The organism is Robinsoniella sp. (assembly GCF_034124845.1).
Genome location: NZ_JAWYAJ010000398.1, coordinates 1 through 13,278 on the forward strand (window position 1 = coordinate 1; position 13,278 = coordinate 13,278).

Here is a 13,278-nt window from a genome sequence, read left to right on the forward strand (position 1 = left end):
TAAATGATGCAGGATATACGATATTTTCTGAATCGGATATGGACGGCAGGCAGTTTCTGGAAGAGATTGACTGGAAGACCGGCAGCTTCCGCAAGGACGGTTATTATAACTATGTTTATAAAATCTTCAATTCCGACATTTATGTACTCTATACCATTTCCATATTCAGCTATTACAATAAACTTCTGACATTTTTAGGCATCGCAATTGTATTCTTTCTGGTGATTACAGTTCTGATGGTTGCTGTCAGCTATCGGGTTGCAAGAGAGATCTCCAAACCAATTCATGAAGTCTGCCACGAACTGAGGAGGGTGGATCTGGCACAGGGGATCCGGTATCAGCGGGTGGATACGGATATCCTGGAACTGGATTATCTGTCCAATTCTATCGGGGAACTGAATGAAAAACTGGAAGAATCCATGCACCACATTATCACCTTAAAAGATTTTGAGATCCATTCAAAACTCCTGGCGCTGCAGGCACAGATGCAGCCCCATTTTCTGGTAAATACACTGACAACCATGGGATCAATGGCGGAAGAGGGGGACAACCGGGACATAGCCAGAATGTGTCTGAACCTGACTCAGATGTTCCGCTATATATCGGCAGAAGAAAGCACGGGAGTCCGCCTGTTTGAAGAGATGAAGCATGTAAACCGGTATGTGGACATCATGAAAGAGCGTTTTCCAAATGCCCAGGTGGAAACCGATATTCCATTGGAAATGATGAATATCCGGGTCCCCAAGCTGATTATCCAGCCATTGGTTGAGAATTCATTTAAATACTGCAACCGCAGCAAGCCCTATATCCGCATCGTGGGAGAACTGAAAGAAGGGGATTGCTGGAGTATCCGTGTGACGGATAACGGAGCCGGTTTTTCAGAGAGTAAAGCCGCAGAAATCCTCAAAAAGTGTGAAGAGAGCATGGACGGAGTCAACAGCCTTTCCACCAAGATTGACGGAATGGGACTGGTAAATGTATATGTCAGACTGCAGCTTTTCTACCGGGAAGAAGTAGTCTATGAGGTAAATCAGGAAGGAATTGTAATTGGAGGGAAGATACTATGAAGCCAGACGCAAAGGGAAGTATCAAAGCAATAGTCGTAGAAGATGAACTTAAGATCGGTACCTATATTAAGCACAAAATAGAATATCTGGACCCGTCTGTCACCGTTGCAGCCCTGGCTGAAAATGGAAAACAGGCGCTGGGCCTGATCGAAGAACACCAGCCCCAGGTGGTATTTACGGATATCTCCATGCCGGTGATGGATGGCCTGGAATTATCCAGAATCATTAAGAACACTTATCCGGGTATGATTGTAGTGATCATTTCCGGCTACTCCGACTTTTCTTATGCCCAGAAGGCAATTAGATATGGTATCTTCAATTATATACTGAAACCGCTGGAAGATGAAAAGCTGCTGGACGTGCTGTTTGATATCAAGAAGAGCCTGGCTTATACGAATGCAAAACAGGAGCGCCAGGTGCTCTATTCCGATGCCTATATGTTCCAGTATACGGAAGGGGTGCAGTATGCCATCTTTTCAGTCTGTATAGGGAATCTCTTCTATGATATAGAAGACCCGGTGCTGACCGGTCACTACAGGAAGATCATACAGGAAATTCCCTGGAGAAAATTACTGGAGGAAGTCTGCCGGGATGGACAAAACTGGTATCTGGCAGACGAACAGGTCGCAAACCAGAAAATAGTCGGGATACAGGTCAGGGCAGACGGGGATGAGGAGACCGGCAATCTGGCAAAACGCCTGATGTCATTGTTGGAATTAAGAACCAGCCTGGCCATTCATATATGCCTGTCGGAACAGTTTGTGCCTTATGAAGATGTGTGGAATCTGACCAAGAGGCTGCGGCATTTAATGCAGCAAAAGCTCATAATCGGCAAGTCCCAGATCCTCTTTGTTGAAAAAGAAAAAGACGATGATCAGGGAATCCTGGATATTGTCAAAATGAAACTGAGCAGCTATATCAAAAATTATTTCCTACATACGGATCTGAAAAACTTTACCGATGAGATACAAATCGTTCTGAGATATATGATCCAGAACAGTGCGACCCAGGAAAACATAGAAAAAGTCAGCCTGTATGTGCTGAAGTTACTGGAACTGTCAAGCCAGGACTGTGAAGCTGCATTCCAGGAGGACATACAGATCAGGCAGCAGCAGTGCATCGGCCTGGCAGCTACAGAAGAGGAACTGATTGAAAATCTAATGGGGTGTTTTCAAAAAATCGGAAGATACGTAGAGGAACTCTATGAAAAGAAGATAGAGACACGGGTACTGGAATACGTGGACAGTAATTTCCTGACCCTGGAAGGGCTGGAACAGGTAGCGGATGTGTTTGGGTACAACTACACGTACCTCTCCAGACTGTTTAAAAAAATGTCCGGAGTATCCCTGAATAAATATATCACGGAAAAAAAATAACACTTTCCAAGCAAATTCTGCGTGAACAACCCGATATGGTACTGGAGGAGGTATGTGAACTGTGCGGGTATAATGACTGCCGGTATTTCAGCAGGGTTTTTAAGGCGCAGACGGGGTGTACGCCCAGTGAGTATAGGGGGATGAAATAATGTTACTTCCCAACAACCTCATCTAACCGTTTCATCAGATTATCGTCCTGCTTTTTCACCACCCCGATCAGCGGAGCCCCTATCATATTCCCCTCACTGTCCACAATATATGTGATGGGGTAGCCCGCAATATCTCCGATAAAATCCGTATAAAAGCTGCTTTTATTATCGGGGATAAGGTTTGAATAGGTTACGTCTTTTTCCTTTAAAATGGTTTCGGATGTTGTTTTTGATTCATCGGATTCTCCGGCACTGGCAGCCACTCCAATGAGATTGATCTTCCGGTCCTTGAAATTCTGAAAGTAGTCTTCCAGTTCCGGCATTTCTGCAATACAGCTGCCACAGCCATTTGTCCAGAAATTGATGACGGTGGCATCGTAGTCTTTAAAAATATCATTGTTCATGGTATTTCCTTCAAAATCCACACCTTCAAATTCTGGAAATGGTTTTTTGGTGGCTTCTATTTCTGTACTGCCGCATCCTGTCAGTGAAAGAATGGAAACAGCACTTAATAGGATACATAACAGTTTTTTCGTATTCTTCTTATCTATTTTCAACGTTTGTCCTCTTTTCTTAAATTGATACTTTTACAGATTGCACTCCGGGGGCAGGTGCGGATGCAGTCTCCGCAGCGGATACATTCAGAGTGATTGGGGGTTTTATACGCTGCCACATCCATTTTACAGACTTTTGTGCAGGTGCCGCAGCCGTTGCATTTATCCTTATCTATGTGAAACTTATAAAAGGATAATTTTTGAAACAGGGCATAGAATGCGCCAAGGGGACAGATCCATTTGCAGAATGGCCTGTAAAAAAAGACGGATAAAGTTATGATTCCAGCCAGCAAACAGCTTTTCCATGTAAATAAGGCACCGAGTGCAGCACGAATCCCGCTGTCTGTTATAGAAAGAGGGATGGCACCTTCTAAGATCCCGGCAGGGCAGATCCATTTGCAGAACCAGGGATCCCCCATACCCACTTCATTCAGAATGGTCATGGGCAGTATAATAACGAACACGAATAATATCACGTACTTGAGTTTGGTCAGTATGGCAAACTTTTTGGTGCTGAATTTTTTCGATGGTATCTTATGAAGCAACTCCTGAAACCAGCCAAAAGGACATAGAAAACCGCACACCAGCCGTCCAAATAACACGCCGAACAGAATCAGCATGCCAACAATGTAGTAGGAAAAATTGAATTTTGACGAACCAATAACCGCCTGCAATGACCCGATGGGGCAGGAGCCGATGGCACCGGGGCAGGAATAACAGTTCAGCCCGGGAACACAGATTCCCTTTAGATTTCCCTTGTAGATTTTACCGTTAAAAAAGCCTGTAATGTGAGCGTTGGTCAGCAGCGTGGCGGCTGCCTGTATCTTCCAGCGTTTCCAGCGGCTTTTATGCTCAGCCAATGCCCACACACTCCAGACATAAGTTGATGCCCTTGGAAAGTACCTCGGCTGCTTCGCCACGGTAAACGCCGATACCGGCCAGGACAACAGCAAGCAATAAGATGCCTGCGGCATATTTATTCTTCATCGTTTAACTCCTTAGCAAAGGAGAGTAAATCATCTGCCTCGGCTTCTGTGTTCCAGGCAGTATAAAATCCACCTTCTTTTGTAAATATGGAAACAAGGTCTGATTGAATAAGGTCATCATAGTTCTTCAGGGATTCCTGCATGGATTCATTGTAAACGATAACCGGGAACTTCACATCTGTCAGCTTTTCTTTGGCAGCGTCCACATCGTCGTCCGTAATGATACCAATGACAGGTACCCCAATGGTTTTCATTTCATCTGAAATATCGTTAAATACCTTCAGTTTTTCCAGTGTCTTTTCACCTTGTGTGTGAAAGAAGACCATACAGGTTTCACCTTCAATGATCTTAGAAGAGGCAGGGGTTCCATCCAGATATGTAGTTTCAAAGGGATCAAACAGATAGATTTTCGATTTTGCTTCTATTTTTTCGTAATTTGCATCAATCCAGTCATCATCAATCCATCCTTTTTCTTTGGCATCTTCAAGGGTAATCGTGCCATCGTCCAGGGCTGCCCTGACTTTTTCCTCCGAAGGCCTGGAATTGCAGCCTCCCAGGGAAAAAACCAACAGGCATGAGATCACAAGGATCAGTTTTCTTTTCATTTCTTTACCTCACTTTTTAGTTAGTGAAGTCATTGTAGCAAATCCGATATAAAATTTCTGTTAAGAGAAAGTTCTGCTCATAGCAATTTTAAAATTACTGCCACAGTTCAGCAAACCAGATATGCTATAGTGGCAGCAGAAGTTCGAAAATGGTACCTCCCATTGGGTTATCGGATACGGAAATGGTTCCGTTGTGTTTTTCTATAATGGATTTAACAATAGAAAGTCCAAGTCCCGCTCCGCCCATTTGCCGGGAACGGGATTTATCCACCCGGAAAAATGGTTCAAAAATAAGTGGCTGCAATTCCTTTGGGATTCCGATTCCATTATCTTTCATGGTGATTACAGTGTATTGTTCCCGGGTGCTGACAGAGATTTCTACGATTCCACTATCCACGTTGTATTTTACTGCGTTTTCAATAATATTATAAAAAGCCCTGTGCAGCAGGTTTTGATTGCCGGTCAGGATGGGGGAGCTGCCGGAAACTGTAATATAGATATTCTTTTCTTTCGCCAGAGGGGATAATTCAGCCGCCACATCAATCAGCAGTTCACTGGCCTCAATTTCCTGGTCGCAAACCAATGTATCCATATTGGTGAGATCTAAGAGATCTTTGACTAAAGTGGACATCCTGTCTGTATGGGCAGATATGACGGAAAGTAGTTTGTCATATTCCTGGGGCGTGCGGTCTTTTTTCTTTTTAAATACGTCTACCTTAGTCTTAAGTACTGTGAGGGGAGTGCGAAGCTCATGTGCGGCACTTTGGGAAAAGCGTTTTTGCATGGCAAAGGCATCGTTTAATTTATTGGACATTTCATTAAATGAACGAGTTAATTCTGCGATTTCATCTTGGCTTTCCGGTACTTTTAAGTCTTCCGAAAGGTTGTAAACCGTACAATTTTTCATCTGGCGGCTGAGTATATGCAGAGGCTTTAATGCCTTGCCGGAAATATAGTAGGTCAGCAATCCGCCAATGACCAGCAGCATCATCATATAGAGTATACTCTGATATAAAAAATTCAAGCGCGCTGACTGTGAATTCAGGGTCTGTGCAGCAGGTACTGAGTTGGTGTTGTCAGCGGCGGTATCAGGCGTCTGTGGTTCTGAAGGGGGGAGTTCTCCAATCTGATCAAACTGGATTGCTGGAGTAACAACAGTCGCTTCAATCACATTTGCCATCCTGTTTGCAGAAAAGTTTAAAATGATGGTGAGAATGACACAGCAGACCGTAAGGAGAAATACGTTCAGGATGGTAAGGCGGAGACGGATAGAAATTTTGCCTAACATGATTGATTACCTCCGATCAGAAAATATCCGGCACCGATTTTAGTTGCAATGGTGTCGTAAGTGAGTGCTGCTTTTAATTTCTTACGTAAGGATGCGATATGTACGCGAACTGCATTACTCAGGCTGTCAGCTTCCATATTCCACACATGTTCCATCATTTCTTCCTGGCTGATTACCTTGCCTGGATTCAGAAGGAAATACTCAAGCAGTGCCAGTTCCTTTTTCGTGAGAGCCAGTTCTTCGCCATTTACAAATGCAGAGCGCCTTACGGTATCCAGCGATATTCCTTCCCACACAAGGACCGTGTTTTCCTGTATAAATGCCCGCCGCAGCAGACACCGGATTCTGGCTTCTAATTCTTCAAAATCAAATGGCTTTGCAAGAAAATCATTTGCGCCGGAATCAAGCCCGGTTACTTTATCCGTAACAGTGCTTCGTGCCGACAAGATCAGTATTTTCGTGTTTTTATCCTGTTTTCGTACTTTAGACAGGACATCCATTCCGTCCATGCCCGGCAGATTTAAATCAAGCACAACAAGGTCATAGGTTTCCGTTGTGATGAGTTCATAGGCTTCTGTTCCATCATAGCACGTATCCACCGCATAGCCGTCGATCTGCAGCCCCTCTGCAATGGAGTCACATAAATCTATTTCATCTTCCACGATTAAAATTCTCATATACCCACCTCCTGGATTTTACATTATTATACCACGAACACATAAAATCTTTGTTAAGAAAATTACGGATGCCTTAACAAAGATTTTATGTCAGTCATGCTAATATATTCGTATTAAAACCAAAGCCGGGCTTGTTAACAGAATGGGACTTAGTGTCTCACGGCACTAGTGCTTCATCCAGACAGTAATGATAGTGACAGTGCTGTTACTATTGTTACTGTACGGATGAAGCACCAGCTTGCCCGGTATTATAGAGGAGATCACGAAATGTTTGAATTAAAAAATGTATCAAAGCAATTTGGAGATGAATTTGCCCTGCGGGGTATTTCTATGACGATAGGCAGAGGTCTTCACTTTATTGTGGGGGCATCCGGAAGCGGTAAGACCACGCTGTTAAAAATCATCAGCGGTATGGAACAGTCTTTTGAAGGAGAGGTTTTTTACAGCGGACAAAACATGAAAAATCTTACCGAAGCGGACAAGAGCTATTACTATAACAATATCTTTGGATTTGTGTGGCAGGACTTTAATCTGCTGGATGACCTGACCGTTATGGAGAATATTATGCTTCCACGGTATCTGAAAAAGAAGCCGAATCAAAAAGAAGTGATGAAGGTATTGGCGGATTTGAAAATTAGCGGGCTGGCAAAGCAAAAGGCCGGCAAGCTGTCCGGCGGACAGAAGCAGCGTGTGGCAATTGCCCGTGAACTCCTGAAAGATCCCATGGTAATCATCGCGGACGAGCCGACAAGTGCGTTAGATGAAGAATCCTCAAAAATAATTATGGATATTCTGCGTGAAATATCCAAGAAAAAAACCGTAATAATTGTGACCCATAATGGGGAATTGATTAATCAGAAAGACAAGGTCCATGAGATAGATAAAGGGGAACTGATCAGCACAGTTGATGAAACAGATAGAATGGGAAATGAAGAAGGACGGACAGGGAATAAGACAGGTAGAACCGGGAATAAGGCTGAAAAAACCGGGAATAAAACCGACAGAGCAGGAAATAAGTCAGACAAGAAAAATAATTCCACTAAAACCAATGTACATAAACTGGGCTTTTCCAATGCAATGAGGATTGCAGCCTTTCACATAAAAAACAAATGGGGAAGATTTTCCATTCACGTGCTGTCGCTTATTGTGGGAGCGGTATTACTGCTTACTGCGGTAAGCGGCGGGATCACCGGAACGGGTCAGTCAGCTTTTGATGAACTGTTTCGGACCTATGGAGACAGTATTTTAGATATCAGCATTGCAGGGAGTTTTATGAGTGCAGGAGGTACGGATGGAGTGGAAAATGATGAGCCGGATGCAAATGTGACACAGGATATTGACGGGCTTTATGAGAAGTATTTATCAGATGACCGGGTATCACATATTGTGTTTACACAGGCATATAACGATATTCAGGTTACGGTTGATGACAAGGACATAAAAATAGATACAAGTAATTCGGTTCCCGTTATCAACAGGCTCACCGCAGGCGTTATGCCCATGGGCAGTGACAATGAAATTGTTGTACCCCAGAGCTTTGTGGAGAAATTGGGATTAAGTGACAATGAGGCACTGGGCAAGACGGTTACTTTTCAGGGGGCAATCTATAACTGGGACAGTGGAGAACCTGTTTCTAAGCCGGTTACATCTCAATGTAAAATAGTGGGTGTCATGGACACTACGGTAAAATATGATGTGGGTGAAGAACTGATGGAATATTCGGTTGATGATTCCTTTTTCTTTAGTAAATCCGCTACTGATGAAATGCGGGCGCAGGCGGAAGTGAAAAATGGTGAGGTTAATTTTTCCATCCGGGCTAAAACTTCGGCAGATATGATAGCAATAAAAGACGAACTAAATGCAGGCGGTATCGTACCTCTGGGACGATTTGAACTTGTGGAGGACATGGTGCGTCTAAACCAGCAGACCAATCAGCAGTCCGGCGCTGCAATCATCGTGATCGGCATCATGTCGGTTGTCATCATTCTGGCTGTGGCATTCATTACGGCATTCATCCGAAAACGGGAATATGCAATTTATAAAGTCAGCGGCTATTCCGGAAGGCACCTGGCACTGCTGTCATTTACGGAGGTACTCTTTCAGGCAGCCGCATCGGCGGTTTTATTCCTCTGTATATCACCGGCTGCAAATTTAGCAACCACTGCATTCTGGAATGTGAATATCTTAAACGGCAAACTTCTAGGCGTCGGGGTTTTACTGATTTTTGCAATGGGCATATTTTCAGGCATCGTCACAACACTGGTGAGCTTTTCAGCGAAAATAACAAATTCCCTGATGACAGGAGACAGATAAAATGATCAAAATAAAGGATATTACAAAAAAATATGGAAGCAATATCATATTAGAACACTGCAGTTACGAATTTCCCGATACCGGAATTGTGTGCCTGATGGGCCCGTCCGGAGGAGGAAAGACGACTTTGCTAAATCTGCTTGCAGGGTTTGATACCGATTACAGCGGCGTGATTACCGTGGGAGGTGTCCGGATAAATGAGATGAATGCCCATGAACTCTGTGGATACCGCAGGGATAACATTGGTTTTGTATTTCAAAATTACCATCTGATGCCAGGCTATACTGTCTTGGAAAATATCTTACTTGCCTGTGATGGGAGAGAGGATGAAAAGGAACGGCAAAAAAAGGGAAAGGCACTTCTAAAGAGGCTCGGCATGGAAGAAAAAGAAAATCAATTGTCAGAGACTCTTTCCGGCGGACAGAAGCAGCGGGCAGCCATTGCAAGAGCACTGGTAAATGATCCCCGGATTATATTTGCAGACGAACCTACCGGTGCGCTGGACCGGAAAACCTCTACGGAAATAATGACTCTGCTCAGGGAAATTTCCAGGGACAGACTGGTGGTTGTAATTACGCATGACGCAAAAATAAGTGAGTTTGCAGATGATGTTATTCAGATCAAAGAGAAAAGAATAATGGGGGACCGCCCGGTAAGCCGAAACGTATCCAATGAAAAGTCCCTTCTCCAAAGAGAAAAAAAGCCGGACAAAAATTCCATGGTTTCTAAAGCAGTGAAAAATTTCAAGATACATTTAAAGCGCTATATTGCGGTGTCACTTGCAATATCCATCGGTATGCTGGCGTTTTTATTTTCCCTGTCCTTTGGCAATGTAATGGAACACTCTATATTGGAGTTTCAGGAAAAGAACACGTCGTTTAATAATGGTTACATACGGGGAACCGATGATGGCACTATACTGGAATATCTAAAGTCGGACGAACGGATCGAACATGTATATTACCAGTATAAATTAGAAAATATTTCGTTGCAAATGGATGGAAAAAGCCAGGTGCTGGCTGAAAAATTCCCCACACCGAAAGCAACCCAGGGCTTGTCCTATGGTGTTATGCCAGGTGAGGAAAAGAATGAAATTGCAATTACCCCAAGCCTGGCAAAGAAGATGACAGAGGATATAAAATCATTGATCGGCAGAGAGCTTACCTTAGAGCTGGACGGTTCAAGTTATACGGTTACCATCAGTGGAATCTACAACGCCGGATATGATGATTTTATCGTCAGCCCGGACATCGAGCAGAAGCTCTATGAGAAGCTCCCCAAACAGGACAATTATTCCATCAATTATGATGTGAAAGAATTCTCCGATATTGTAGCGGTCAGCAACCGGCTGGGGCTGCAGGGTCTGCAATCCGACAATGCATCAGATGAGGTATACGCACTTCAGAATACATTCCAAAGCCTGGGTAAACTGTTTCTGGTATTGTCCATCCTGATTCTGGGAATTGGTTTGTTTATTTGCGCTGTACTTCTGATCAAGCTGCAAAATACGCGGTACCGGGAGGTGGGCTTATTATCGGCGCTGGGATATTCCAGGCAGCAGATTACCGGTATGATTCTGCAGGAAAATCTGTTCCTGTCCATACTTACGGCAGTGGTGGAACTGACGCTGCTGGGGATCAGCATATTTATCAGTAAACTGCTGGCGTTGCCTCTGATTGTCTCGGGAGCCCAGGCGGCTTTCACCATAATGGCGGCATTTGCAGTGGTCATGGTTTTAAGCGGTGGTGCAAGTCTGCCCCTGGTTCGGACAGAGCCGGCGGCTGCGTTGCGGAAATAATAATTATTTTCCAAACTTACGGAGTTCCAGCTCCAGGTTTTGATAAAATTGAGATAGATGAAGTCCATCAACTAATGCATGGTGGCATAGAATTGATACCGGCATTAAGAACTGCCCGTTCTGTTCTATAAAGCGTCCCCATGTGATCCTTGGGTTACTGTCAGCTGGATTTGGAGTAGGTTGTATGAAAGATTCATAAGTAATCCAGGGAAGTGTGGAAATAAAAAATAAGGATAATGAGTCTTCTTCATCTTCCAAACATTGTTCAGCTTTTGCACGATCCTGCATTTGAAGCGCATAAGGCAGATATGCATCAAATGCAAGATTGCTGTCTAACTTGCAGTAACAATAGGTGTGGCTTTCTAAAGCAACTGTATGTGAGGTCGGACATCTTTGGTATTCAATAATACTGCCCTTATATATTCGCTGCCTTAATTCAGCCACGGAATTGGCAGCGTTTGAAACACAGTATAAAAAAGAGAGAAAAAAAGGTAGTTTTTTATCTCTAATGATAGTTAAAAATTCGCTGATATCTACTTTTACTGTCACACCTACATAGGGATTAGCCATTTCTTTAAAATACTCAAAATGCTTAAGCCTTGGGTATGATTCCAACGGGATGATTTTATATGCAATCTGGTGTTCCATTTTCATTTCCTCCATTTCAAGAAGCTGTAGTTTTAATTTTTCCTGATTACCGTAATCGCTGCATAGTGTAAGATCTGAATTTCCTTAGGGGCTATTTCCTCCAAAAGCTTTCGGTGATCATGGTCGAACTGTTCCACTTCCGCTTCAGATAAGGAAGCCTCTATACCACGGCAGGATTTCATGCGCCCATTCCAGCTTTCCCGGTTAAATGAAACAGAAACATCAAATACCTCCTGATTTTCCAGCGTAAAATAATCGCTATAGACTTCCGGTATGGAGATGGGGTGCCTTACTTCTTTGCACCCTGTCCACACAGGATTATATTTTAAAATAAGCTCTTCACTTTTACCGGCGATTACATCTTCGAACGGAAGCCATGCCATATACAACACCACGAATCTGCCATTTGACTTTAACATATTATGTATCTTAGGTGCAAGCTCTTCATGATTAAAATAGGTAAAACACTGACAAGCAGTTACGACATCAAATGAATCACAGGGAAAATCAATTTTTTCAGCCGGAACACATTGAAAATTAATATCCATTTTGGACTTTTGGGATAGCAGAATAGCCTGTTCAATCTGATTCTTAGAAATATCAATTCCTGTAAATTCGGCTCCGTACTGGTACAGATTACGGGGAAGCACCCCGGTTCCTGTTCCAATGTCCAATACCTTTTGCCCATTCACACACAAACCCATATCTATAAGCTTCTGATAAAATTCTTTTGGATAGATATCCCGGTATTTGGCATAATCGCTGGATGTACGTCCCCAGTCAAACCCTCTTCCATGATCGATTTTTGTGTTTTGAATCATTTTAACACCCGCCTTTCGAATTTAAAAATTTTTTGGAAATTTATACATTCAATTAACAGTAACTTTCTGGGTTCAAGATTTAGATGAATAAAGTTTATAATTGACATGTAAAAATAATATCATAATAAGGGGGGTATGTCATTATATAGTGTCAATATCATTTCTGGTTTTTTAGAGCCAGTTGAAAATTCATTCCTGCCATCTGCACGCCTCACTTAGCGGCATATTTGCCCCGAATGAAGGTTACGCAGCCCGCTACATCCTCTTCGCTTTCCATACACAACCTCTGTATACAAAGCATATTTACTCAGCAAAACCCCAATATTTGCAGCCTGGAAGTGTGCGCTGTAGTACTAACCTGCAAAATCGGATAAATATACAGTGCTTTATTTTGACTTTTTTTTCTGGTATAATGAAATAAAATATGTATTTTCCAACATCTCAATATATGAAATGAAAAGCAATGTAGTTTAGGCTGACCACTTTAACCTTACCGGCAGCTAAGAAGGGGATTGTCATGGATACAAATAATAAGCAATATCATCTATCTCGTATGCGCGTCTATTTTAAAATGCTTCTTTTTGCTATGTGCTTAACTATGAGTGCGCTCTTTTGTAGTACGTATAATCAGTATGAATTATCAGATAATGCAACTGTAATTGAGACATGGGCAATTTCAGAATGTATCATAGCTCATGATGACGGTGATCATAATTCCTATTTTAAAACGCTATGTTTAAACAAAAATAATTCTTATAATGAATTGATAACGAAAAATACAAGCTCAATTCTTCCAATTGCAGCTTTCCAAAAAGGAAACAGCCTGTTTCTTTTTCTTATTATCGTGTTTCTTTTATTCTTTTTGACCTTATTTATATTATTGCCTGATGGATGGACATTAATTAATCAGAAGGTACGTCTGGACAATTGAATCAATTCTTTTTCAAATTCATGGACAACGCTTTTTAAGTCATTGCTAATTGGCTTTCTTTTTGT

The 13,278-nt window shown here is 42.6% G+C and carries 15 protein-coding genes; 7 read left to right on the forward strand and 8 right to left on the reverse strand.

The features are described from left to right. The 3 genes from ACH2DQ_RS19845 to ACH2DQ_RS19855 all read left to right on the forward strand — a co-directional run. Positions 1–1,067: sensor histidine kinase (locus ACH2DQ_RS19845; protein ID WP_395027997.1), on the forward strand; the 1,067-nt coding region annotated here is incomplete at its 5' end. After that, a complete protein-coding gene (locus tag ACH2DQ_RS19850) occupies positions 1,064–2,443 on the forward strand; it encodes a response regulator (RefSeq protein WP_394912647.1) in 1,380 nt (459 codons plus the stop codon). The genes ACH2DQ_RS19845 and ACH2DQ_RS19850, both read left to right, overlap by 4 nt. Before the next feature lie 14 nt (positions 2,444–2,457). Beyond that, entirely contained in the window at positions 2,458–2,592 is a 135-nt protein-coding gene (locus ACH2DQ_RS19855) for a helix-turn-helix domain-containing protein (protein ID WP_394912713.1), read from the forward strand. 2 nt (positions 2,593–2,594) lie between these two features. Here ACH2DQ_RS19855 and ACH2DQ_RS19860 read toward each other — a convergent pair whose 3' ends face one another. The 6 genes from ACH2DQ_RS19860 to ACH2DQ_RS19885 form a co-directional block, all read right to left on the reverse strand. Next, positions 2,595–3,149: a TlpA family protein disulfide reductase gene (locus ACH2DQ_RS19860; RefSeq protein WP_394912648.1), complete on the reverse strand. Its 555-nt coding sequence runs from the start codon at positions 3,147–3,149 to the stop codon at positions 2,595–2,597. Further along, positions 3,146–4,015 (reverse strand): 4Fe-4S binding protein, encoded by an 870-nt coding sequence (locus ACH2DQ_RS19865; RefSeq protein ID WP_394912649.1) that lies wholly within the window; start codon positions 4,013–4,015, stop codon positions 3,146–3,148. The genes ACH2DQ_RS19860 and ACH2DQ_RS19865 overlap by 4 nt, the downstream gene beginning before the upstream one ends. Next, positions 3,999–4,133 (reverse strand): CD1871A family CXXC motif-containing protein, encoded by a 135-nt coding sequence (locus ACH2DQ_RS19870; protein WP_394912650.1) that lies wholly within the window; start codon positions 4,131–4,133, stop codon positions 3,999–4,001. Before ACH2DQ_RS19870 ends, ACH2DQ_RS19865 begins: the two co-directional genes overlap by 17 nt. After that, complete coding sequence (locus tag ACH2DQ_RS19875; RefSeq protein ID WP_394912651.1) at positions 4,123–4,737, reverse strand: hypothetical protein; 615 nt, start codon at positions 4,735–4,737, stop codon at positions 4,123–4,125. The genes ACH2DQ_RS19870 and ACH2DQ_RS19875 overlap by 11 nt, the downstream gene beginning before the upstream one ends. Before the next feature lie 124 nt (positions 4,738–4,861). Then, entirely contained in the window at positions 4,862–6,025 is a 1,164-nt protein-coding gene (locus ACH2DQ_RS19880) for a sensor histidine kinase (protein ID WP_394912652.1), read from the reverse strand. Then, positions 6,019–6,702 (reverse strand): response regulator transcription factor, encoded by a 684-nt coding sequence (locus tag ACH2DQ_RS19885; protein ID WP_394912653.1) that lies wholly within the window; start codon positions 6,700–6,702, stop codon positions 6,019–6,021. The genes ACH2DQ_RS19880 and ACH2DQ_RS19885 overlap by 7 nt, the downstream gene beginning before the upstream one ends. A gap of 267 nt (positions 6,703–6,969) precedes the next feature. On the opposite strand from ACH2DQ_RS19885, the gene ACH2DQ_RS19890 reads away from it, so the two are divergent. Then, positions 6,970–9,015 carry an ATP-binding cassette domain-containing protein gene (locus tag ACH2DQ_RS19890; RefSeq protein WP_394912654.1) on the forward strand — a complete coding sequence of 682 codons (2,046 nt, stop codon included), beginning with the start codon at positions 6,970–6,972 and terminating at the stop codon, positions 9,013–9,015. A 1-nt stretch (position 9,016) separates the two neighbouring features. Beyond that, a complete protein-coding gene (locus ACH2DQ_RS19895) occupies positions 9,017–10,813 on the forward strand; it encodes an ATP-binding cassette domain-containing protein (RefSeq protein WP_394912655.1) in 1,797 nt (598 codons plus the stop codon). A 3-nt stretch (positions 10,814–10,816) separates the two neighbouring features. On the opposite strand, the gene ACH2DQ_RS19900 is transcribed toward ACH2DQ_RS19895, so the two are convergent. Together ACH2DQ_RS19900 and ACH2DQ_RS19905 are read right to left on the reverse strand one after the other, a co-directional pair. Further along, complete coding sequence (locus ACH2DQ_RS19900) at positions 10,817–11,461, reverse strand: CatA-like O-acetyltransferase (RefSeq protein WP_394912656.1); 645 nt, start codon at positions 11,459–11,461, stop codon at positions 10,817–10,819. A 32-nt stretch (positions 11,462–11,493) separates the two neighbouring features. Beyond that, the gene (locus tag ACH2DQ_RS19905) at positions 11,494–12,282 is read right to left on the reverse strand and encodes a class I SAM-dependent methyltransferase (protein ID WP_394912657.1); all 789 of its coding nucleotides are present in this window, start codon (positions 12,280–12,282) and stop codon (positions 11,494–11,496) included. Positions 12,283–12,463: 181 nt separating this feature from the next. Here ACH2DQ_RS19905 and ACH2DQ_RS19910 point away from each other — a divergent pair, with 181 nt between their 5' ends. Next, a complete protein-coding gene (locus tag ACH2DQ_RS19910) occupies positions 12,464–12,703 on the forward strand; it encodes a DUF6783 domain-containing protein (protein WP_394912658.1) in 240 nt (79 codons plus the stop codon). Between the two features lie 96 nt (positions 12,704–12,799). Then, entirely contained in the window at positions 12,800–13,213 is a 414-nt protein-coding gene (locus ACH2DQ_RS19915) for a hypothetical protein (RefSeq protein WP_395028005.1), read from the forward strand. Positions 13,214–13,278 lie beyond the last annotated feature (65 nt).